Raw genomic sequence first — 21,891 nt, forward strand, 5'->3', positions numbered from 1 at the left:
TTTTGAAGAAATTTAAATATTATATATTAATAATTTTATTTAGTATCATTACTATTAATATTTATGCTTCATCATCTTCTGAATATAAAGAAAATATTAATTTTCCAAATTTTACAAAAATTGTAAAAAATTCATCTACATCAGTAGTAAATATTTCTACAATAAAAAAATCATTATATTCTATAAATATTTTACCTGAAAAAAAAATACCTGAAATTTTTAAAAAATTTTTTGGGAATAGAAATATTGGATATATATCTAATAATAATGAAGTTTATTCTATAGGTACAGGATTTATAATTAGTGATGATGGATATATTTTAACAAATGCTCATGTAGTAAATAATTCTGATAAAATTATTGTAAAATTAAAAAATAAAACAGATAATAAAACAGATAATAAAACAGATTATATTGCTAGATTAATTGGAATAGATAATAAAACTGATATTGCTTTAATAAAAATTAAAGTACAATATTTACCCGTAATAAATCTAGGGAATTCTGATGAGATCCAAGTTGGAGAATGGGTTGCAGCTATTGGTTCACCTTTTGGTTTTGATCAAACTATTACTTCAGGAATAGTTAGCGCTCTAAATAGAACATTACCAAATGATATATATGTTCCTTTTATTCAAACAGATGTAGCGATAAATCCTGGAAATTCAGGTGGACCTTTACTTAATATACAAGGGAAAGTTATTGGTATAAATTCACAAATAATAACAAGAAGTGGGGGCTTTATGGGATTATCTTTTTCTATACCAATAAATATTGCAATGAAGATAGCAAATCAAATAAAAATTTATGGTAAAGTCCATAGAGGGTGGTTAGGAATAAAAATTAAACCTTTATTTGATAATGAAAATTTTAAAAATAATATATGTGGAATTTTAATATATAAAATATTATTTAATAATGAGAGTATTAAACCTGGTGATATTATAATTTCGGTTAATGGAAAAAAAATAAAAAGTTATAAAATATTAACTCAAATAGTTAATAATATTATTCCAGGACAAAAAATAATGTTAAAGATTTTAAGGAATGGTAAATATAAAAATATTAAAATTAAAGTTTGTGAAGTTACTAATTAAAAACTAATAGGAATTAATATGTTTTATAATTTTGATCATAGAAAATATTGTTATTTAGATATGTTTCCTAAAATAAAAAAAAGAAATTGGACTAATAAAAAAATAAATAAAGCACCAATTTGGGTTAGTGAGGATTTAAGAGATGGTAATCAGTCTATAATAGAACCAATGAATGTTGAACAAAAAAAAAACTTATGGACATTATTAATTAATATTGGAATAAAAGAAATCATGGTAGGATTTCCTTCTGCTTGCAAAGCTGATTTTGATTTTGTAAGATGGCTAATTAGAAATAAACAAATTCCAGAAGATGTTACAATTGCTGTTTTAGTACAAGCAAGAAAACATTTAATTAAACGTACTTTTGAGTCACTTATTGGAATAAATAAAGCTATTATTCATTTTTATAATTCAACTTCTCCTATACAAAGAGATCGTGTGTTTAAAACAAATAAAGAAGGTATTATCTCAATAGCAGCAGAAGGAGCAAATTATATTTTAGAAGAAACTAAAAAATATCCAGAAGTATCTTGGATACTAGAATATACACCAGAAAGTTTTTCTAGTACGGAAATTGATTTTTCTTTAAATATATGTGAAGTAGTACTTGAAATTTGGGGTCAAAATATAAAGACTTTAAATAAAGTTATATTAAATTTACCAACTACTGTAGATATTGCAGGACCACACGTTTATGCAGATCAAATAGAATTTTTTTGTAAAAATATAAGTAAAAGAGATAAAGTTATAATATCAATTCATACACATAATGACAGAGGATCAGCTGTTTCTGCAGCTGAATTAGCCATTTTAGCAGGAGCTGAACGTGTAGAAGGTACTTTATTAGGTAATGGGGAACGGACAGGAAATATGGATTTAATTACATTTGCTATGAATTTATATAGTCAAGGAGTAGATCCTAAAATTGATTTATCATGTCCAGAAGATCTAATAAAAATTGTTGCTTCATGTACCAAAATACCTATTCATCCGCGTCATCCTTGGATAGGTGAATTAGTATATACAGCATTTTCTGGGAGTCACCAAGATGCTATACGTAAATCTTTAAAAAAACAAAAAACAAATGAAATATGGAAAGTAGCTTATTTACCTATTGATCCACAAGATCTTGGACGTAATTATAAATCTGTAGTTAGGCTTAATAGTCAATCAGGGAAAAGTGGAATGGCTTTTTTACTTGAAAGAGATTATAAAATTAAATTACCACGTTGGATGATGATTGAGTTAGCACCTTTAGTACAAAAAGAAAGTGATAAAAATATGTTAGAATTATCTAGTTCTGATGTATACCAGATATTAAAAAATAACTTTTTTTTAGAAAACCCATTTAATTTATTTAAATATATTTTTAATATAACTAAAACTAGTTTTAAAATATATATTAATAATATTAATAAAATTATTTATTTAAAAAATAAAAATATAAAAGATAAAAATATTATTTTAAAGTTTCTAACTAATTGGAATCTTCATTCCATGAAATTAAGAAAAATTTATATACAAAAAATTAATAATTATTATATCGCTTTTATAAATATAATTATTAATGAAAAACAATTAAGTGGTATAGCGATAGATATAGATAAATTTTCAGTTTTTTTAAAATCAATTTTATCAGCTATAAATAAATATTATTTATTAGCCCGTAGTTATTTTCTATCGGGCTAATAAAAAAACTTTATTAGCCCGTAGTATCCTGTATAAAAAACTTTAACTAATTACTTTTATAGAAGCAGCTTGAAGTCCTTTTTTTCCTTGAGTAACTTCAAATGATACTTTTTGACCATCTTGAAGTGATTTAAAACCATCTGCTTGTATTTCAGAAAAATGAGCAAATAAATCGCCACCTCCATCATCTGGAGATATAAAACCATAGCCTTTAGTATCGTTAAACCACTTGACAGTACCAGTTGCCATTTATATTTCCTTACATACCTAAAATATTAAAGATATAGCTCAAGCTGCTATTATTTAGAATTTAATTCCGATCTAAAGTTGCAAACTAAAGCTGTTAATAATTAATAATTATAAGAATTATATTATATATAAGTCAATAGTATTAAAAGATATTATTTGATAATGTTTATTATTTTATTTGTGATAAAATATATTTTATTAAAGCAAAAAAAATTTAAATAAGGTAAATATTTATGTCAGGTAATACCTTTGGAAAGTTATTTACAGTAACGACATTTGGGGAAAGTCATGGACCTGCATTGGGAGCCATTATAGATGGATGCCCCCCAGGTATAGAAATAAGTGAAGATTATATTCAAAAAAATTTAAATATTAGAAAACCAGGAGTTTCTAAATATACAACTAAACGACGGGAACCAGATAAAGTTAAAATATTATCAGGTGTTTTTAAAGGAATTACTACAGGCACACCAATTGGATTATTAATAGAAAATATTGATCAACGTTCTAAAGATTATAAGAAAATAAAAAACAAATTTCGTCCTTCTCACGCAGATTATACATACCAGAAAAAATATGGTATTAGAGATTATAGAGGGGGGGGCAGATCTAGTGCCAGAGAGACTGTAATGCGGGTTGCGTCAGGTGCTATCGCAAAAAAATATCTTAGGAAATTTAATATTTTTATACGTGGTTATATGAGTCAAATAGGAAAACTTAAATTACCTTTTGTTAGTTGGGATGTAGTATATAAAAATCCTTTTTTTTGCGCAGATCCAAATAAAATAATTTATTTAGAAAAATATATGCAAACTTTACAACGTGATAAAGATTCTATTGGGGCTAAAATTACAATAATTGCTGAGGGTGTACCAATCGGGCTGGGTGAACCAATTTTTGATAAATTAGATGCAGATTTATCTCATGCATTGATGAGCATTAACGCAGTAAAAGGTATAGAAATAGGTTCAGGTTTTTTATCAGTAAATCAAAGGGGTAGTGAACATAGAGATGAAATTAAAGAGAAAAAATTTATTTCTAATAATTCAGGAGGTATATTAGGAGGAATTTCTAACGGGCAAACTTTGATTATAAATTTATGTCTGAAACCAACTTCGAGTATAACTATACCAGGAAAGACTATTGATATTTATGGAAATGCAATTGAATTAATAACTGAAGGTAGGCATGATCCTTGTGTAGGTATTAGAGCAATCCCTATTGCAGAATCAATGGTTGCATTAACTTTAATTGATCATTTTTTAAGAAATCGTGCTCAAAATTTTGATGTAAAAGTTAAAAATATAATAGGAGTAAAATAATGACAGGCCAGACGCTTTATGATAAAATTTGGTATTCGCATCTAATAAAAGGACGTGAAGATGGAACATCATTAATTTATATAGATCGTCATTTACTACATGAAGTTACATCTCCTCAAGCTTTTGAAGGTTTACGTTTAACTAATAGAAAAATTTGGAGAGTTGGGACAAATCTAGCTACTGTAGATCATAATGTCCCGACTAAATCTGAAGAACGTATTAATGGTATAAATGATGAGCTGTCAAGTATACAAGTGCAAATGTTAAAAAAAAATTGTAAAGCATTTTCAATAAAAAAATTTTTTAATATAAAAGATGTAAAACAAGGTATTGTACATGTTATAGGGCCTGAAAACGGTGCAACTTTACCTGGAATGACTGTTGTTTGTGGAGATTCTCATACATCAACTCATGGGGCTTTTTCAGCTTTGTCTTATGGAATTGGTACTTCTGAAGTTGAACATGTTTTAGCAACACAATGTTTATTACAACGAAAATTAAAAAATATGAAAATTTGTATTGAAGGTTATTTATCAAACAAAGTTACTGCTAAAGATTTAATCTTATCAATTATAAATATTATTGGTACAGATGGAGGTTCCGGATATGCTATTGAATTTACAGGTAGTACTATAAAATCATTATCTATGGAAGGTAGAATGACCATATGTAATATGGCAATTGAAGCAGGAGCAAAAGTAGGTTTAATAGCAGTAGATCAAACTACAATTAATTATCTACATGGGCGAACTTTAGCACCTAATAGATATTGGCAAGATGCAAAAAAAAAATGGAAAAATTTATTTTCTGATTGTGATGCTATATTTGATAAAGATCTAAAAATAGATGCAAAAAATATTGAGCCGCAAGTTAGTTGGGGGACACAACCTGATATGGTTGTTGGTGTAAATGGTAAAATACCTAATCCTAAAGATGAATATAATAAACATGATCGCAATAATATAGAATTAGCTATAAAATATATGGGGTTAAAACCAGAACAAAAAATAGTAGATATTAAACTTGATCGGATTTTTATAGGATCTTGTACTAATTCTCGTATTGAAGATTTACGAATTGCCGCTAAAATAATTAAAAATCAACATATTGCTGCTAATATTAAACAAGCGATGGTAGTGCCTGGATCTGGATTAGTAAAAATTCAAGCTGAATTAGAAGGATTAGATGAATTATTTATTTCTGCAGGTTTTGAATGGCGTGAACCGGGTTGTTCAATGTGTTTAGCTATGAATTCTGATAAACTTGATTTTGGTGAAAGATGCGCATCTACTTCTAATAGAAATTTTGAAAGTCGCCAGGGCTTTGGTGGGAGAACTCATTTAGTAAGTCCAGCAATGGCAGCAGCAGCCGCTATTGCTGGCCATTTTATCGATGTACGTTATATCTAGGAAAGAAAAAATGGAAAAATTTATTAATCACAAAGGTTTAGTTGTACCTTTTAATAGATCTAATATAGATACTGATTTAATTATTCCTAAACAATTTTTAAAATCAATTAAACGTAGTGGGTTTGGTATTAATTTATTTGATGGGTTACGTTATATTGATGAAGGTTATACAGGAAAAAAAATCCGTTTAATAAATAAAGATTTTGTATTAAATAAATATAGATATAAAGGAGCTAGTATATTATTAGCGCGTAAGAATTTTGGATGTGGAAGTTCTAGAGAACATGCAGTTTGGGCTCTTAAAGAATCTGGTTTTAAAGTAATTATAGCACAAAGTTTTGCAGAAATATTTTATAATAATGCTTTAAAAAATGGTATTCTTCTTATAAATTTAAAAAATTTTTTTATTGAGGAAATTTTTTTATCTATATACAACCAGAAAGGTTATATGTTAAATATAAATTTGACAAAACAAATAATATATAAACAAAGTGGAAAAAAGATTAATTTCTCAATAGATCCTTTTAGTAAATATTGCTTAGAAAATGGTTTAGATGATATAGGTATTACTTTAAAAGAAATTAATGCTATCAAACTGTTTGAAAAAAGTCATAAAAAAAATAATCCTTGGTTATAAATAAAAAAAGATAAAATAATATGAAAAATGAAATTTTAATATTACCAGGTGATGGAATTGGACCTGAAGTAATAAATGAAGCTGTTAAAGTTATTAAACTTTTGCAAAAAAATAAATTAATTAATTCAGTTATTCGTTATGCTAAAATTGGAGGTTCTGCAATAGAGACATTAGGTTTACCACTTCCAAATGAAACATTAAACGCGGCAAAATCAGCTCGTGCAATTATACTAGGTGCTGTAGGTGGTTATCAGTGGGATAAGATAAAAGAATTTAATAAACGTCCTGAATATGGATTATTAAAATTACGTAAATCATTAAATTTTTTTGCTAATTTAAGAAATACTATTTTTTATTCACAAATTTTATCATCAAATCTTAAATCAGAAATCTTATCAAATGTTAATATTATGATTGTACGAGAATTAAGTCAGGGGATTTATTTTGGGAAGCCGAGAGGTATTTATTATAATGAATATGGTTTACGTTATGGATATAATACCTCTTGTTATGATGAAAAAGCAATACGTAGAATTGGTATAATAGCTTTTGAACTTGCGAAAAAACGGAAAAAAAAACTTTGCTCTGTGGATAAAGCTAACGTTATAGAAGTTACAATGTTATGGAGAGAAATAATTACTGAATTATCTAATGAATATCCTGATGTTAAATTATCTCATTTATATATTGATAACGCGGCATTGCAGCTTATATTATCACCAAAGCAATTTGATGTGATAGTTACTGGAAATATGTTTGGCGATATTTTATCTGATGAAGCAGCTAATTTGACAGGATCAATAGGTATGTTACCTTCAGCTTCTATAAATTCTATAGGACAATGTTTATTTGAACCATGTCATGGAAGTGCGCCAGATATTGCTAATAAAGGAATTGCTAACCCTATTGCTACAATTTTATCAGTTTCCATGATGTTACATTATTCTTTACAAAAACCTTTATTATCTAAATATTTAAATTTAGCTATAAATAATGTTTTAAATAAAGGTATTCGTACTGCAGATATAAATTCGACTGGGAAAAATTTAGTATCTACAAAAATAATGGGGGATGTAATAATTGAAGAATTTAAAAAAATAATTAAAATATAAACAAAATAATTAGGAAAATTTATGCTTAAAATTGGTTTTGTTGGTTGGAGAGGGATGGTTGGTTCAGTTTTAATTCAACGTATGATTGAAGAAAATGATTTTAATTATATTGAACCTATTTTTTTTTCTACTACTAAATTTGGGCAAATTTGTCCTATTTTTGGTACAAATATACAAGATGCTTATGATATAAATAAACTTAAAAAATTAAATGTAATTATTACTTGCCAAGGAGGAGATTATACAGATAGGGTTTATAATAGTTTACGTGCTTCAGGCTGGAAAGGTTATTGGGTTGATTCATCAAGTAAACTTAGAATGGATAGGAATTCAATTATTGTATTAGATCCTATAAATATTAATGTTATAGAACAAAGCTTGTATTTCGGTATAAAAAATTTTATTGGGGGTAACTGTACAGTAAGTTTAATGTTGTTAAGTTTAGGTGGTTTATTTAAACATAATCTTATAGAATGGATTAATTCTATGACATATCAAGCAGCTTCCGGAGCAGGATCTAAGCACATGATTGAGTTGTTAAATCAAATGCGTATACTTGGTAATATAGTTAATAATAAAAATCATGCAAAATCTATTTTAGAAATTGATTCTAAAATAACTAAGTATATGAGTAAACTACCTATAAAAAATTTTGGTGCTCCTCTAGCTGGAAGTTTAATTCCTTGGATAGATAAAAAAATAGATAATGGACAAACTAAAGAAGAATGGAAAGGAAATGTAGAAACTAATAAAATTTTAGGTTTTTATCCTAATACTATCAAAATAGACGGGATATGTGTAAGAATAGGTGCTATGCGTTGTCACTCTCAGGCATTTATTATAAAGTTGAAAAAAGATATCCCTATAAATGAAATAGAATCAATACTTAAAGAGCATAATCCTTGGGTGAAAGTTATAAAAAATGATATAAATTATAGTTTAAAAAAATTAACACCTGCCGCTGTAACAGGGACGATGTCCATACCAATTGGTAGAATACGTAAGTTATCTATGGGAAAAAAATATATAAGTGCATTCACTGTTGGAGATCAATTATTATGGGGAGCTGCAGAACCTATTAGAAGAATGCTTAAAATATTAGTTATGTCATAATTATCTTTATGAATTTTTTTAACAAATTAAATGAAAATTATTTTATTTCTGGACGTATAGCGCTAGGGATTGAATACATTGGTAGTGAATATTTTGGCTGGCAAAGGCTTAAACAATATAATACTATACAACAAACTATAGAAGAAGCTTTAAAAATATTTACAGGACAAAAAATTACTTTAAAAGCTAGTTCCCGTACAGATTCAGGGGTTCATGCAACACGGCAAATTGCACATTTTGATTCACATATTTGTCGGAGTCAAAAATCATGGGTAATGGGTATTAATTATTATTTACCTATTGATATTAGGATTCGTTGGGCTGTTAAAGTATCAGAGACTTTTAATTCTCGTAAAGCAATAGCTAGAAGATATAGATATTTAATTTATAATAATTTTAAACCATCAGCTTTTATACATCAGACGATGATTTGGCATAAAACCCCTCTAAATATAAATAAAATGCAGATTGCTGCTCAAAGTTTAGTTGGTAAACATGATTTTACATCTTATCGGTCTTCAAGTTGTCAATCTATAAATACAATTAAAAATTTACATTTTATTGAAATACGTAGATATGGTCCAATATTAATAATTGATTTACAAGCAAATTCATTTTTACATCATATGGTAAGAAATATTGTTGGAGTTTTATTAGAGATTGGGGATGGTCGGCGGTCAATAAATTGGTGCAATGAAATTTTATTAAAAAAAAATCGTAATGAAGCAGGAATAACAGCTAAAGCACAAGGTTTATATTTGGTTGATGTTATATATCATAAAGAATTACAAAATAAATTACCAATTGATCCTATTGGCCCTCCTCATTTATTTTATATATAAAAAAATGGAGTATATTTTAATGAAAACCAAAAAAAAAATAAGAAGAGTAAGAGTTAAATATTGTGGAATTACTAATAAATCAGATCTAAAAGAGGCAGTAAATTATGGGGTAGATGCACTAGGTTTTATACTTTGGCCGGGGAGTAAACGTTCTATTGATATTTATCGGTTAATTATTTTATCTTATAAAGTTCCTGTTTTTGTTTCACGTGTTGGGATTTTTTTTAATCAAAGTTATGATTTTATATCTTGTTGTGTTCCTTATTTAGATATTTTACAATTTCATGGGAATGAAACTTCTAATTTTTGTAATTTATTTAATAAACCATGGATAAAAGCATTACGTATGTTTAACAAGATAGATATACTAATGGAATCAGAAATTTATAGTAAAGCATCAGGTTTACTTTTAGATACTTATACTACAGATGTACCAGGAGGAACAGGAAAAATTTTTGATTGGTATAAAATTAAACCAAATATTAAAAATAATATAATTTTAGCAGGTGGATTAAATCATTTTAATGTAAATAAAGCTATTAATATAGTTTTACCTTTTGGTGTAGATGTTGCTAAAGGTATTGAATTATCAGAAGGTATAAAAGATACATATAAAATGAATGCTTTTGCTGTAGCTGTTAATCACGCAAATAATATATAAAATTTTTATTAAAAAAAATAGGATATGTAAAAAATGGGTTTATTATCTGGATGCAATGGTTTAATATTAGGTGGAGCTTTAATTGTGGTAATAGGAGCGCAAAATGCATTTGTTTTAAATCAAGGATTACGTGGTAATTATCCCTGGATGGTTGCATTAATATGTGCATTATGTGATGTAATATTAACTTCAACCGGAGTTGCAGGACTTTCAGTATTTATTCAAAAACATAAAGATTTTATTATTATTGCACGTTGGATAGGTATATTATTTTTAATATTACAATCTATAAAAGCTTTTATACGTATGCATGAATCAGAACAATTGTTTATCAGTAAATATTGTTATAAAGGAAGATTAAGTATTGTTTTAAGTACACTTGCTGTTACTTTACTTAATCCACATGTTTATTTTGATACATTATTAATGTTAGGTACTATTGGGGCTTCTCAGGCTTATCCTTGGGTGTTTGTATTGGGAGCTGGTTTAGCTTCTTTTTTATGGTTTTTTAGTTTAATATTTATAGCTAGAAGATTGAAAATATTACTATCATCTTATCAGAATGTATGGAGATTAATAGATTTTATTACTGGAATAATTTTGTTAATTGTAGCTTGGCAATTAATAATACCTATTTAAAATAAAAATATGTTAAATATTAAATTAATTTGTAAAAATTTTAATAATGTTGTAAAAAAATTAGCTAACCGTGGTTTTGAATTAGATATTAAATTTTTTAAAAATTTGCTAGAATTACGCAATAAACTTAAAAAGAAGACTGAAAACTTACAAAATAAACGTAATATTATATCTAAAGATATAGGGAATATAAAAAAAACAGGTGCAAATATAAAGCATCTAATTTTAGAAGTTAATAAATTAAATAAAAAACTTCACAAAACTAGTTTACGGTTTGAAGCAACAAAAAATAAATTTTTTAAGATTTTTTTTAAAATACCAAATTTACCACACAAAAGTGTGCCAATAAAAAAAAATATTGAAATAAACCGTTGGGGAATTCCTAAAAAATTTAAGTTTGAAATACGTGATCATATAAAAATAGGATCAATAAATGGTGAACTTGATTTTGAATTAGCAACTAAACTCACTGGTTCAAGGTTTACTGTAATACGTGGTAATTTAGCTAAATTACATCGTGCTTTAATACAATTTATGCTAGATAAGCAAGTTAATGAACATGGTTATGAAGAAATGTATGTACCATATATAATAAATAGAAATTCTTTATTAGGGACTGGTCAATTACCTCAATTTTATAAAAATATTTTTTCACTTGACGGAGAAAATGAATATTTTCTTATTCCTACAGCTGAAGTTCCTTTAGTTAATAGTGTAAGTGGGAAAATATTAAATATAAAAGATTTGCCAATTAAATTAACAGCACACTCTCCTTGTTTTAGAAATGAACCTGTATCTTATGGTAGTGATTATCGTGGAATGTTAAGACAACATCAATTTGATAAAATAGAATTGGTACAAATTGTCCATCCTAATAAATCTTATGTTGTATTAGAAGATATGACTAAACATGCTGAAGAAATTTTAAAAGCATTAAATTTACCGTATAGAGTTATAAATTTATGTACTAAAGATATAAGTTTTTGTGCATCTAAAACTTATGATCTAGAAGTCTGGATACCTAGCCTAAACAGCTATCGAGAAATATCTTCTATATCTAATTGTGAAGATTTTCAAGCTAGAAGAATAAAAACTAGATTTCGTAAAAATAAAGAAAAACCAACTTTTGTGCATACACTTAATGGCTCTGGGATAGCTGTAGGTCGTTGTTTGTTAGCTATAATGGAAAATTATCAAAACGAAGATGGGTCGATTACAGTACCTGAAATATTACGGAGTTATATGGGGGGTATTAAACGAATTTAAGTAATAAGTGCCGAGCTGGTGAAAATTGGTAAACACGCGGGTTTTAGGTACCTGTGTCTCAAAGGACGTGGGGGTTCAAGTCCCCCGCTCGGCACAATAAGAAAATAAATGAAAAATAAAAAAAAAATAATATTAATAAACAAGAAGTATATTGAATTAGATTCTGAAGGATATTTAAAATATGTTAATGATTGGAATCCTTATGTTGGACATGAATTAGCTTATAAAGAAGGACGTAAACTTCTTTCTTCACATTGGGAAATAATATTATTATTACGTAAATTTTACTATAAATATAAAATATCACCTACTATGATTCCTTTAATTAATGAAATTAAACAAATAAATTATAAGAAAGGAAATTCTATTTATTTACTTAAATTATTTACTTCTAAAACTTTAGAAAGTCCAGCACGTATTGCAGCAAGAATAGCTGGATTGCCGAAACCAAAATATTGTATATAAGAAAATGAATAAATCAATTAAAGAAAGTAATATTCTTATTACTAAAAGTGCACAAAATTATTTAGCTAATCTTTTATATAATCATAATCTGGCTACTGGGGTTAGAATCTTTATAAATAAAAAATACGCTGAACCTAGTATAGAGTTTTGTTATAAATTATCAGATAACGATATAAAAATAAAATTATCAAAATTAAATGTATACTTAGATAAAGAAAGTTTACCTTTTATAAAAAATGCTGTAGTAGATTTTACTATGGATAGATTAGGCGGGAAATTAACAATTAAAATTCCTAAAACTGAAAATAACTATGATTTGGAAAATAAAGTTAATTTGATAATTGATAATGAAATTAATCCTAGTTTAGCTAAACATGGGGGTGTTATTAGGTTAATAAAGATTACTAATGAAAAAATTGCTATATTGCAATTTGATGGGGGGTGTAAAGGATGTGTATCAGTAAATTTAACGTTAAAAAAGCATGTAAAAAGAATTTTGTTAGAACGCATACCAGAATTAACAGAAATTCTTGATTTAACTGATCATTCTGATAATAATAAAGCTTATTACAAATGAAAAGAAGTATTGAATATATTCAAAAAAAAATTATAAAAGAATTAAAATTTTTCGATAACTGGATAGATCGGTATAAATATATACTTGATTTAGGTAAAACTTTACCTGAAATGCCTGCTAAATGGAAAAAACCTAAATATCTTATATCTGGCTGTCAATCTAATGTATGGATAAATCATAAAATCTATGATAAAAAAATTCATTTTTTTGCTACTTCTGATGCAGCAATAGTTTTAGGTTTAATTGCTATTATATTAAAAATTTATAATTATAGAAATCCAAGAGAAATTTTATCTTCCCCATTAGATATAAAAAAATTTGTAGGGATAGAACAACATTTATCAATAACAAGAAATAATGGGTTAAATGCTATGTTAGCACATATATATTATATAGCATCTATCCATATAACAAATTAGGTGAGAGAATTGATTTTTTAACTATTTTAGCTTTATTATTAGTTAACTTTGTATAAAAACAACTTCTTCTCCCAGAATGACAAGAAGGCCCATATTGATCTACTTTAAATAAAAGAGTGTCTGCATCGCAATCTAAATACACTTCTTTTAATATCTGTATTTTTCCTGAAGTTTCTCCTTTTTGCCATTTTTTACACCTTGTTCGAGACCAATAACAAACATACCCTCCAATTTTTGTATCTAATAAAATAGTTTGATTTATCCAAGCTAACATTAATACTTCCCCACTATTAAATTGTTGAGCAATTACAGGTATCAAGCCTTCTTTATTCCAATTTAGAGATTCTATTGATTTTAAAAACATTTTTTTTTCATATTTTTTTATATTATTCTAGCTATACTTTTTTTTATTTTTTTACTAATTATATCAATAAATGATAATTTTTTATTAAAAACTAATTTAAATATTTTTGCTTTTTTAGAACGTAATTCTAAATATTCTTCACTTGTAATAACTTTATCTATTAATCCCTCTTTAATCGCTTTCATCCCATACCAAATATCTCCTTCTGATACTTTATTAGGATTAATTATTTTAGGACGTCTATTAAAAACATAATCTTTAAATAAATCATGAGTTTCTTTTAATTCTTTTATAAATTTAACCTTATCTTCATTAGTATTTGAACCTAATATAGTTAATGCACGTTTATGTTTTCCTGATGTTAAAATTTCTATATCTACATCATGTTTTTTTAAAAATCTATTAATATTAGGTACTTGTGCAACAACCCCTATTGAACCTACCATAGAAAATGGTGCGGCAAACAATTTATCTGCACAACAAGCCAACATATAACCTCCACTTGCTGCAACTTTATCAACACATATAGTTAATTTTATACTAGCTTTACGTAATCTATCTAATTGAGCTGCAGCTAAACCGTAAGAATGTATAATACCACCACAAGATTCTAATCTTAATACTACCTCATCATTATTTTTTGCTCCACTTAAAATACTAGTTATTAATTCAGTTAATATTGGAGTAAAACTAGCATTTCTATCACCATAAAAATCAATTAACCATACTACTGGTATATCATCATTCTTATATCTTGTTGCATTAACTAATGTAAGACTACGATTTTTAAAATACTCTCCCCAATCTGTTATTTTAATTTTATTTTGTTTAAAATAAACATTTTTCGTTTTTAAAAAAAATAAAATAATAATAAGAGCTATAAAAATAGTAAAGACTTTAGAAAAAAACAATACATAATCATAAAACCAATTAATCATATTAAATTCCAATTTTATTTTGTTTAAAATAAGTTAAGTAATACGATCCCATAAACAAAATCCGGTTTTATTTCTAAGGCCATTTATATTTTCTCTATGTTCTAATAATTCTTTATTAACTGGATATATAATTTTTAAATTACCTTTTTTTAAACTTTTTAATTTTTTTTTATTTTCAATATTTTTTAAATTTAATATAACTTGACCTCCTGTCATTGCTAAATAAATTTCAGCTAGTATTTCAGCATCTAATAAAGCTCCATGTAAATTCCGATGTCTATTATCTATATTATAACGTTTACATAATCTATCTATACTATTTCTTTGTGCGGGATGATTTTTTATTGCTAATTTTAAAGTATCAATAATTGTACATTTACTTCTAACTGGGCCTATCTGATTTTGTTTACTTCTATTTCTATTACAAATTGAAAATTCATAATCAATAAATCCAATATCAAATTCAGCATTGTGCATTATAATTTCAGATCCTTTAATAAAATTCCAAAAAGAATCAGCAATATTAGAAAATATTGGTTTATCAATTAAAAATTCATTAGTAATACCATGTATTGCAATCGCCTTAGGATCAATAATAATTTCAGGATTAATATATTTATGATAGATTTTTCCAGTTAATTTCCGATTTCTCATTTCTATACAACCAATTTCAATTAATCTATGTCCGCTAGTATAATTAAGTCCAGTAGTTTCAGTATCTAATATTACTTGTCGCATTTAGATTTTTCCAGTTAATTTCCGATTTCTCATTTCTAGAAACAATGCCGTAACGGGTTTTTAAAGAAATTAGTATATTTTTTAATAAATCTTCAATTTCTTTATCAAAAAGAGTTCTAAAGGGATGTTGCCAAGTTAATCTTAAAGCAATACTATTATATTCTTTATAAAAATCAGCATATACATCAAATAATATTATTTCTATTAAATATTTTCCAGCTTTTCTACGAATAGTATCAATTATTTTAGATACAGATAAATTTTTGTTTATTAATAAAGCTAAATCACGATTAATTTCAGGAAACCGAGATACATTATTAAATGTAGGTATTTTGCCTTTAAGTAAGTAGGCTAAATCTAATTCAAAAATAAAAATTTCAAATGGTAATCCAAAATAAGAAGAAATAGTAGGATTTAGTGCTCCAATCCATCCAACAGTTTTATTTTTACGTAAAATTTTTGCACTTTTACCTTGGTGCAATGCAGGATGTATAGCATATTTAAATTTCCAACTACTAAAATCACCACCTAATCTTATTAAAACTTCTATATCTCCTTTTATATCAAAAAATTCTGTTTTATAATTATTTAAATTCCACCCGCCTATATAACGATTCCCAGTAAATATCCCTCCTAATTTTTCTACTTGTTTTACATTTTTTATATTTTTACCTAAAAATACTAATCCAATTTCAAATAAAGCTATTCGTGTTTGTTGTCTATTTAAATTATAAAGAAGTGCTTTAATTAAACCAGGCCACAAACTAGATCGCATAACAGAAAATTCTTTTGAAAGAGGGTTATTTATTATAGGTGTGGATATCTTAGGTTGTAAATATTTCTGTAATTTAGGTGATATAAAACTATAAGTAATTACTTCTTGATAACCACGAGAAATTAATTGTGAAGATATTTGATCTTTATTAATAAGTGATTCACTCTTTAAATTTGGTGTATATTGTATTTTTGGGTTACTTTTAGGCAACTTCTTATATCCATGAATCCGTGCTAATTCCTCAATTAAATCTTCTTGTAGAAATATATCAAAACGCCAACTAGGTATTTTAATCCTCCAAAAGTTCATATATTTTTTTATTATTTTAAATCCTAACCTCTTTAAAATATCCGATATTTCATTTTTTTTTATATGGTAACCAAGTAATTTTTTTATATGTAAAAATTTTAAATTAATTATATGTTTATTTGGTAAATCTGATTTAAATTCTATATGATTTATATTACCAGCATTACCACCCGAAATACTAATTAATAATTTAGTAATACGTTCCAACGCTCTATTTTGTATTTCACTGTCTACTCCACGCGAATAACGATATGCCAAATCAGTATCTAATCCATAAAAACTGGCTTTTCCTGCTATAATTGATGGAGTAAAAAAAGCAGATAATAATAATATATTTCTAGTATCATTTCTAATGATAGTACGATCACTCCCTATTATTCCTGCAATATTTAATGGACCTAAATCATCTGCAATTATTAATGTATCTTCTTTAAGTTCAATATTTTTCCCAGTTAATAATTTTATCTTTTCGGTGTTTTTTGCCATACGAACTGTTAATTTACCCTTAAGATTATTTAAATCATAACAATTAATAGGTTGGCCAAGCTCTAACATAACATAATTAATAAGATCAACCATCAGGTCACTTGAAGCTATACCGTTAAGATAAAGTCGTTCATATATCCACCATGGCGTTTGTGTATTAACATTAATAGATTCAATAACTCTAATCGAGACTTTTGGACAATATTTTGGTACTTCAACCTTAATTGAATATGAAATTTTACTTGTAGTTTTTACTATATTGATAAAATGATTATCATTTAAATTAAGACGGTTGATTGCACAGAATTCTCTTGCTATACCTATTAGACTTAAACAATCACTACGATTAGGTAAACATTCTATATCAATTACATTTTTTAAATTCATTATATCAAATCCGATTGGAGCATCTTTAGGAAATAATATAATATCGTTAACTTTACAAAAGTTTCCCCAAGATTCTATACCATAAAAATCTTTATTTATAATTTTTAAATTTTTAGGTAATAAACCCCCAATTTTAGCGAAAGCTATTTTTTGACCAACCGTAACAGTTTTACTAGATATTATTTGCCAATATTGTTTACCATCATTTATAATACATAAATTAAATTTATCTGCATAATTAATAATTTTTTTTATACATGATATAACTACCCCAGTAACTTCTTTATTAACTAAATATGATGATTTTAATCCAATCATAGTTAGTTGTTCTGCAATAATATTGGAATCATATTTTAATGAAACCCATTCACATTTTAATTCAAACCATTCACTTATCCAAGTTTTTGAAACTTTCATATATAATTAAAACTGGCGCAAAATCCTTATATCATTCTTAAATAATGTACGTAAATCTTTAACCCCATAACGAAGCATAGTTAATCTTTCAACTCCCATTCCAAAAGCAAAACCAGAATACTTAGTATTAATTTTTAAACGTTTTAATATCTTAGGATGAATCATTCCACAACCGATAACTTCTAACCAATCTGAATAAGGTTTCATACGAATATCGACTTCAGCAGAAGGTTCTGTAAAAGGAAAATATGAAGGCCTAAATCTTACTTCTATTTTTTGTCCTTCAAAAAAACAATTAATAAAAATCTCAATAGTACCTTTTAGATCAGAAAAACTAACACACTCATCAACTAATAATCCTTCAACTTGGTGAAACATAGGGCTATGATTTATATCTGCATCACACCGATAAACTTTACCTGCCCCAATAATACTTAATGGTGGATTTTTTTTTTCCATTATTCTTATTAATATAGAAGATGTATGACTTCTCAACATATAATTTTCGTTAAAATAAAAAGTATCATGCATTGCTCGAGCCGGGTGATTTCTAGGCATATTTAATGCTTCAAAATTATGAAAGTCATCTTCTATTTCTGGACCATCAACTAATTTATAACCAAGATTAAAAAATAAGTTTTTTATTCTATATAAAGTACGTGTAATAGGATGGAAGTTTCCTATATTTTGACCTCCTCTGCCTGGCAAAGTCACATCAATTTTTTCTTTTGCTAATTTCTTCTTTATTCTTTCTTTTTGTAATAAATTCTTATGAAAATTAAACTTTTTATATAAATTTTTTTTAGTTTTATTAATTGCTTCTCCAATAATCGGTTTATCATATGATTTTAATTTACTAATATTTTTTAATTGTAATGTTAATTTACCTTTATTACCAAAATATTGTAAACGAATTTCATTAAGCTTATTAATATTATTAGTTGTATTAATTTTTATATTTGCTTCTTCTACTAATTTAATAATCTTCCTGATCTCATACGACATTTTTCATTCCATATTATTTTTAACAGTTTGAATTATATTATAAAAATAATTTTTTTTTCTAATAGCAAACTCTGCAATTATTTTTCGATCAATATTAATCTTATATTTTTTTATTAAATAAATAAATTTACTATAATTAAGACCATAACTTCTTGCTGCGGCATTTATCCGCATAATCCATAAACTTCTTAATTGCCGTTTGCGTTGACGCCTATCTCTATATGCATACTGTTTTGCCCTTATTACAGCTTGTTTAGCAACACGGTAGACTCTTGATCTAGATCCATAATAACCTTTCGCCTGTTTAATAATTTTTTTATGACGTTTGTGGGCCAAGACACCACGTTTTACACGGGACATTTTTTAATTTTCTCCAACTTATTTATACTGGTAACAATCTTTTTATTGTTTTAATATTATACTTATTAACTAGACTTAGTTTACGAAGTTTACGTTTTCGTTTTGATGATTTTTTTGTTAATATATGATTTCTAAAAGAATGACGATATTTAAACTTATTAAAAGTTTTACGGAACCGTTTAGAAGCCCCACTATTATTTTTTAATTTAAACATAATAAAAACTAATTATTTTTTTTATATTTTTTTTTTGGTGTAAGCATCATTATAATTTGTTTACCTTCCAGTTTAGGTTTAGATTCTACTATAATTAAATCTTTTAAATCTATTAAAATACGTTCCATTAATTTTATTCCTAACTCTTTATGAGCTATTTCTCGTCCTCTAAAACGTAATGTAACTTTACTACGATCTCCATCTTCTATAAAACGTATTAAACTTTTGAGCTTTACTTGATAATCACTTTCATCAGTAACAGGTCTAAATTTTACTTCTTTAACCTGAATTTGTTTTTGTTTTTTCTTTTGTGCAGATCTTTGTTTTTTTTGTTCAAATCTAAATTTACCATAATCCATAATCTTACATACTATTGTTTCAGTATTTTTATAAAGTTGTACTAAATCTAAACCATATTCTTCAGCTTTATTTATAGCTTCATTAATAGATACTATGCCTAATTGTTCCCCTTTTTTACCAATTAAACGAACTTTATTAGCCCGTATTTCTTTGTTTATCGGGGCTAATTTTTCTTTTCCTTGCCCCCGTTGATTAATTTTATTTATTTTTACTTCTCCATATATAATTATTCAACATTACGTGTTATACTCATTACCACAAGTATAATTAAATCTGATATAAGTTGTAAAGTATGTTTTACACTTTATAATCACTTACCGTTGGTTTGCTTGTGGTAATATTAAATTTATGTAAAATGGATACATTATATGCGAGCTAGTAAATTATTGATTTTAACATTAAAAGAAATCCCATCAAAAGCTGAAATTATAAGTCATAAATTAATGTTACGGGCTGGTATGATTAGACGGTTAGTTTCTGGAATTTATACTTGGTTACCTATTGGAATTAGAGTTTTAAAAAAATTTAAAAATATAATACGTCATGAAATGGAATTAATTGGAGCTAATGAAGTACTTATGTCATCAATACAACCTCTAGAATTATGGAAAGAATCTAAACGTTATGATAATTATGGTCCAGAATTATTAAAATTTAAAGATCGTAATAAAAGAGAATTATGTTTTGGTCCAACTAATGAAGAAGTTATTACGGATTTTATACGTCGTGAAATTCATTCGTATAAGCAATTACCATTAATATTATATCAAATTCAAACTAAATTTCGTGATGAAATTAGACCTAGGTTTGGTTTAATCAGGGCACGTGAATTCATTATGAAAGATGCTTATTCTTTTCATATTAATAATAAATGTTTAGATAATACATATAAAAATATGTATAATGCCTACAATCGAATTTTTAAACGTTGTAATGTTGATTACCGCTCAGTTAACGCAGAAAATGGTACAATAGGTGGGTTTTGTTCACATGAAATTCATATTTTAGCTACTTCAGGAGAAGATAAGTTAGTTTTATCTAATAAATCTAAGTATGCTGCAAATCTTGAAATTGCTGAAGCGTTATTAAAAAATAAAAAAAATTATATAAAAAAATCATCATTAAAATTAATTGAGATAAAAAAAAATAAAAAAGAAATAAAAAAAAAGATTAAAATCTTAATTTTAATTGGTAAAAAAAATAATTTAATAGCTTTAATATTACGTAATGATCATGAAATAAATAAATTTAAAGTTGAGAACCAATTAGAAGTTGCTAAACCTTTAACTATATTAAATAATGAAGAAATTTTAATAAAAATAGGAGAAAACATAAAATTTATAGGACCTCTCGGACTAAATATACCTATTCTAGTTGATAAAAGTGTTGCTTTTATGTGTGATTTTAGTGCAGGTGCAAATCAAAATAAGAAATTATATGTTGGTCTAAATTGGGATCGTGATTTACCATTACCAAAAATTGTTGATATTAGAAATGTTGTACATGGAGAGTCATCCCCTGATGGTTTTGGTAAATTAATAATAAAACGTAGTATTGAAGTTGGACATATTTTTAAATTAGGTACAAAATATTCTAAACTAATGGATGCATTAGCTATGAATTCAATAGGTAAAAAAAACCCATTATTGATGGGTTGCTTTGGTATTGGATTAACAAGAATAATAGCTGCTACAATTGAACAGAATCATGATGAAGATGGTATTATTTGGCCAGCTAATCTAGCACCTTTTGAAGTTGTATTAATTCCAATTAATTCACATAAATCTAAAAAAGTAATTGAATTATCAGAAAAACTTTATAAAACTTTTATCAAAGCTAATATTGATGTATTATTAGATGATAGAGAAATTAGATTAGGACAGAAACTTACAGAATGGGAAATTATTGGGATTCCTCATCGGATTTTTATAAGTGATCGTAATAAAAAAAAAATAGAATATAATAATCGTAAAAATAAAAAATCTATTTTTATGAATCCAGATGAATTAATAAAATATTTAAATTCAAAAAAGTAAAATAT

At 26.2% G+C, this 21,891-nt stretch carries 24 protein-coding genes and 1 tRNA gene; 16 read left to right on the forward strand and 9 right to left on the reverse strand.

What is annotated here, in order from left to right; genetic code table 11:
• Positions 1 to 2 precede the first annotated feature (2 nt).
• Both PAD_RS00210 and PAD_RS00215 read left to right on the forward strand, forming a co-directional pair.
• The gene (locus PAD_RS00210; RefSeq protein ID WP_219848731.1) at positions 3 to 1,097 is read left to right on the forward strand and encodes a trypsin-like peptidase domain-containing protein; all 1,095 of its coding nucleotides are present in this window, start codon (positions 3 to 5) and stop codon (positions 1,095 to 1,097) included.
• A gap of 18 nt (positions 1,098 to 1,115) precedes the next feature.
• The gene (locus PAD_RS00215) at positions 1,116 to 2,786 is read left to right on the forward strand and encodes a 2-isopropylmalate synthase (RefSeq protein WP_219848732.1); all 1,671 of its coding nucleotides are present in this window, start codon (positions 1,116 to 1,118) and stop codon (positions 2,784 to 2,786) included.
• 42 nt (positions 2,787 to 2,828) lie between these two features.
• On the opposite strand, the gene PAD_RS00220 is transcribed toward PAD_RS00215, so the two are convergent.
• Positions 2,829 to 3,035 (reverse strand): cold-shock protein, encoded by a 207-nt coding sequence (locus tag PAD_RS00220; protein WP_180824533.1) that lies wholly within the window; start codon positions 3,033 to 3,035, stop codon positions 2,829 to 2,831.
• A 233-nt stretch (positions 3,036 to 3,268) separates the two neighbouring features.
• Here PAD_RS00220 and aroC point away from each other — a divergent pair, with 233 nt between their 5' ends.
• The 13 genes from aroC to PAD_RS00285 all read left to right on the forward strand — a co-directional run bounded on the left by aroC (position 3,269) and on the right by PAD_RS00285 (position 13,497).
• Positions 3,269 to 4,357, forward strand: a complete 1,089-nt coding sequence (aroC, locus tag PAD_RS00225) for a chorismate synthase (RefSeq protein ID WP_219848733.1) — start codon at positions 3,269 to 3,271, stop codon at positions 4,355 to 4,357.
• Positions 4,357 to 5,766 carry a 3-isopropylmalate dehydratase large subunit gene (gene leuC / locus PAD_RS00230; RefSeq protein ID WP_219848734.1) on the forward strand — a complete coding sequence of 470 codons (1,410 nt, stop codon included), beginning with the start codon at positions 4,357 to 4,359 and terminating at the stop codon, positions 5,764 to 5,766. The genes aroC and leuC overlap by 1 nt, the downstream gene beginning before the upstream one ends.
• A gap of 10 nt (positions 5,767 to 5,776) precedes the next feature.
• Positions 5,777 to 6,403 (forward strand): 3-isopropylmalate dehydratase small subunit, encoded by a 627-nt coding sequence (gene leuD / locus PAD_RS00235; protein ID WP_219848735.1) that lies wholly within the window; start codon positions 5,777 to 5,779, stop codon positions 6,401 to 6,403.
• 20 nt (positions 6,404 to 6,423) lie between these two features.
• Complete coding sequence (gene leuB / locus PAD_RS00240; protein WP_219848736.1) at positions 6,424 to 7,515, forward strand: 3-isopropylmalate dehydrogenase; 1,092 nt, start codon at positions 6,424 to 6,426, stop codon at positions 7,513 to 7,515.
• Positions 7,516 to 7,536: 21 nt separating this feature from the next.
• Positions 7,537 to 8,628, forward strand: a complete 1,092-nt coding sequence (gene asd / locus PAD_RS00245; protein WP_219848737.1) for an aspartate-semialdehyde dehydrogenase — start codon at positions 7,537 to 7,539, stop codon at positions 8,626 to 8,628.
• A gap of 8 nt (positions 8,629 to 8,636) precedes the next feature.
• Positions 8,637 to 9,470, forward strand: coding sequence for a tRNA pseudouridine(38-40) synthase TruA (truA, locus tag PAD_RS00250; protein WP_219848738.1), 834 nt, complete (start codon positions 8,637 to 8,639; stop codon positions 9,468 to 9,470).
• A gap of 19 nt (positions 9,471 to 9,489) precedes the next feature.
• Complete coding sequence (locus tag PAD_RS00255) at positions 9,490 to 10,131, forward strand: phosphoribosylanthranilate isomerase (RefSeq protein ID WP_219848739.1); 642 nt, start codon at positions 9,490 to 9,492, stop codon at positions 10,129 to 10,131.
• A 33-nt stretch (positions 10,132 to 10,164) separates the two neighbouring features.
• On the forward strand, positions 10,165 to 10,770 hold the full coding sequence (locus tag PAD_RS00260) for a LysE/ArgO family amino acid transporter (protein WP_219848443.1): 606 nt from the start codon (positions 10,165 to 10,167) through the stop codon (positions 10,768 to 10,770).
• Between the two features lie 9 nt (positions 10,771 to 10,779).
• Positions 10,780 to 12,036, forward strand: a complete 1,257-nt coding sequence (gene serS / locus PAD_RS00265; protein WP_219848740.1) for a serine--tRNA ligase — start codon at positions 10,780 to 10,782, stop codon at positions 12,034 to 12,036.
• Positions 12,037 to 12,045: 9 nt separating this feature from the next.
• A tRNA-Leu gene (locus PAD_RS00270) sits at positions 12,046 to 12,130 on the forward strand.
• 14 nt (positions 12,131 to 12,144) lie between these two features.
• Entirely contained in the window at positions 12,145 to 12,501 is a 357-nt protein-coding gene (locus PAD_RS00275; RefSeq protein ID WP_219848741.1) for a TusE/DsrC/DsvC family sulfur relay protein, read from the forward strand.
• Between the two features lie 4 nt (positions 12,502 to 12,505).
• The gene (locus PAD_RS00280; protein WP_219848742.1) at positions 12,506 to 13,078 is read left to right on the forward strand and encodes a NifU family protein; all 573 of its coding nucleotides are present in this window, start codon (positions 12,506 to 12,508) and stop codon (positions 13,076 to 13,078) included.
• Positions 13,075 to 13,497: a SufE family protein gene (locus tag PAD_RS00285; RefSeq protein WP_219848743.1), complete on the forward strand. Its 423-nt coding sequence runs from the start codon at positions 13,075 to 13,077 to the stop codon at positions 13,495 to 13,497. Before PAD_RS00280 ends, PAD_RS00285 begins: the two co-directional genes overlap by 4 nt.
• Here the strand turns inward: PAD_RS00285 and hisI are convergent.
• From hisI to infC, 8 genes are read right to left on the reverse strand one after another with little or no spacing between them, the layout of a single operon-like run.
• A complete protein-coding gene (hisI, locus tag PAD_RS00290; RefSeq protein WP_219848744.1) occupies positions 13,478 to 13,861 on the reverse strand; it encodes a phosphoribosyl-AMP cyclohydrolase in 384 nt (127 codons plus the stop codon). The genes PAD_RS00285 and hisI overlap by 20 nt on opposite strands.
• A 17-nt stretch (positions 13,862 to 13,878) precedes the next feature.
• Positions 13,879 to 14,799, reverse strand: a complete 921-nt coding sequence (sohB, locus tag PAD_RS00295) for a protease SohB (protein ID WP_219848745.1) — start codon at positions 14,797 to 14,799, stop codon at positions 13,879 to 13,881.
• A 33-nt stretch (positions 14,800 to 14,832) separates the two neighbouring features.
• The gene (gene dnaQ / locus PAD_RS00300) at positions 14,833 to 15,537 is read right to left on the reverse strand and encodes a DNA polymerase III subunit epsilon (RefSeq protein WP_219848746.1); all 705 of its coding nucleotides are present in this window, start codon (positions 15,535 to 15,537) and stop codon (positions 14,833 to 14,835) included.
• Positions 15,512 to 17,911, reverse strand: coding sequence for a phenylalanine--tRNA ligase subunit beta (gene pheT / locus PAD_RS00305; RefSeq protein WP_219848747.1), 2,400 nt, complete (start codon positions 17,909 to 17,911; stop codon positions 15,512 to 15,514). The genes dnaQ and pheT overlap by 26 nt, the downstream gene beginning before the upstream one ends.
• A gap of 6 nt (positions 17,912 to 17,917) precedes the next feature.
• Complete coding sequence (pheS, locus tag PAD_RS00310; protein ID WP_219848748.1) at positions 17,918 to 18,916, reverse strand: phenylalanine--tRNA ligase subunit alpha; 999 nt, start codon at positions 18,914 to 18,916, stop codon at positions 17,918 to 17,920.
• A gap of 3 nt (positions 18,917 to 18,919) precedes the next feature.
• Positions 18,920 to 19,276: a 50S ribosomal protein L20 gene (gene rplT / locus PAD_RS00315; RefSeq protein ID WP_219848749.1), complete on the reverse strand. Its 357-nt coding sequence runs from the start codon at positions 19,274 to 19,276 to the stop codon at positions 18,920 to 18,922.
• 22 nt (positions 19,277 to 19,298) lie between these two features.
• Positions 19,299 to 19,490 (reverse strand): 50S ribosomal protein L35, encoded by a 192-nt coding sequence (gene rpmI / locus PAD_RS00320; RefSeq protein WP_219848750.1) that lies wholly within the window; start codon positions 19,488 to 19,490, stop codon positions 19,299 to 19,301.
• A gap of 8 nt (positions 19,491 to 19,498) precedes the next feature.
• Positions 19,499 to 20,047 (reverse strand): translation initiation factor IF-3, encoded by a 549-nt coding sequence (gene infC / locus PAD_RS00325; protein WP_258172090.1) that lies wholly within the window; start codon positions 20,045 to 20,047, stop codon positions 19,499 to 19,501.
• Between the two features lie 171 nt (positions 20,048 to 20,218).
• Between infC and PAD_RS00330 the strand changes: the two genes are divergently transcribed.
• The gene (locus PAD_RS00330; protein ID WP_219848751.1) at positions 20,219 to 21,886 is read left to right on the forward strand and encodes a proline--tRNA ligase; all 1,668 of its coding nucleotides are present in this window, start codon (positions 20,219 to 20,221) and stop codon (positions 21,884 to 21,886) included.
• Positions 21,887 to 21,891 lie beyond the last annotated feature (5 nt).

Source organism: Candidatus Portiera aleyrodidarum, from assembly GCF_000953295.1.
GTDB classification, from domain to species: Bacteria; Pseudomonadota; Gammaproteobacteria; order Johnevansiales; family Johnevansiaceae; genus Portiera; species Portiera aleyrodidarum_A.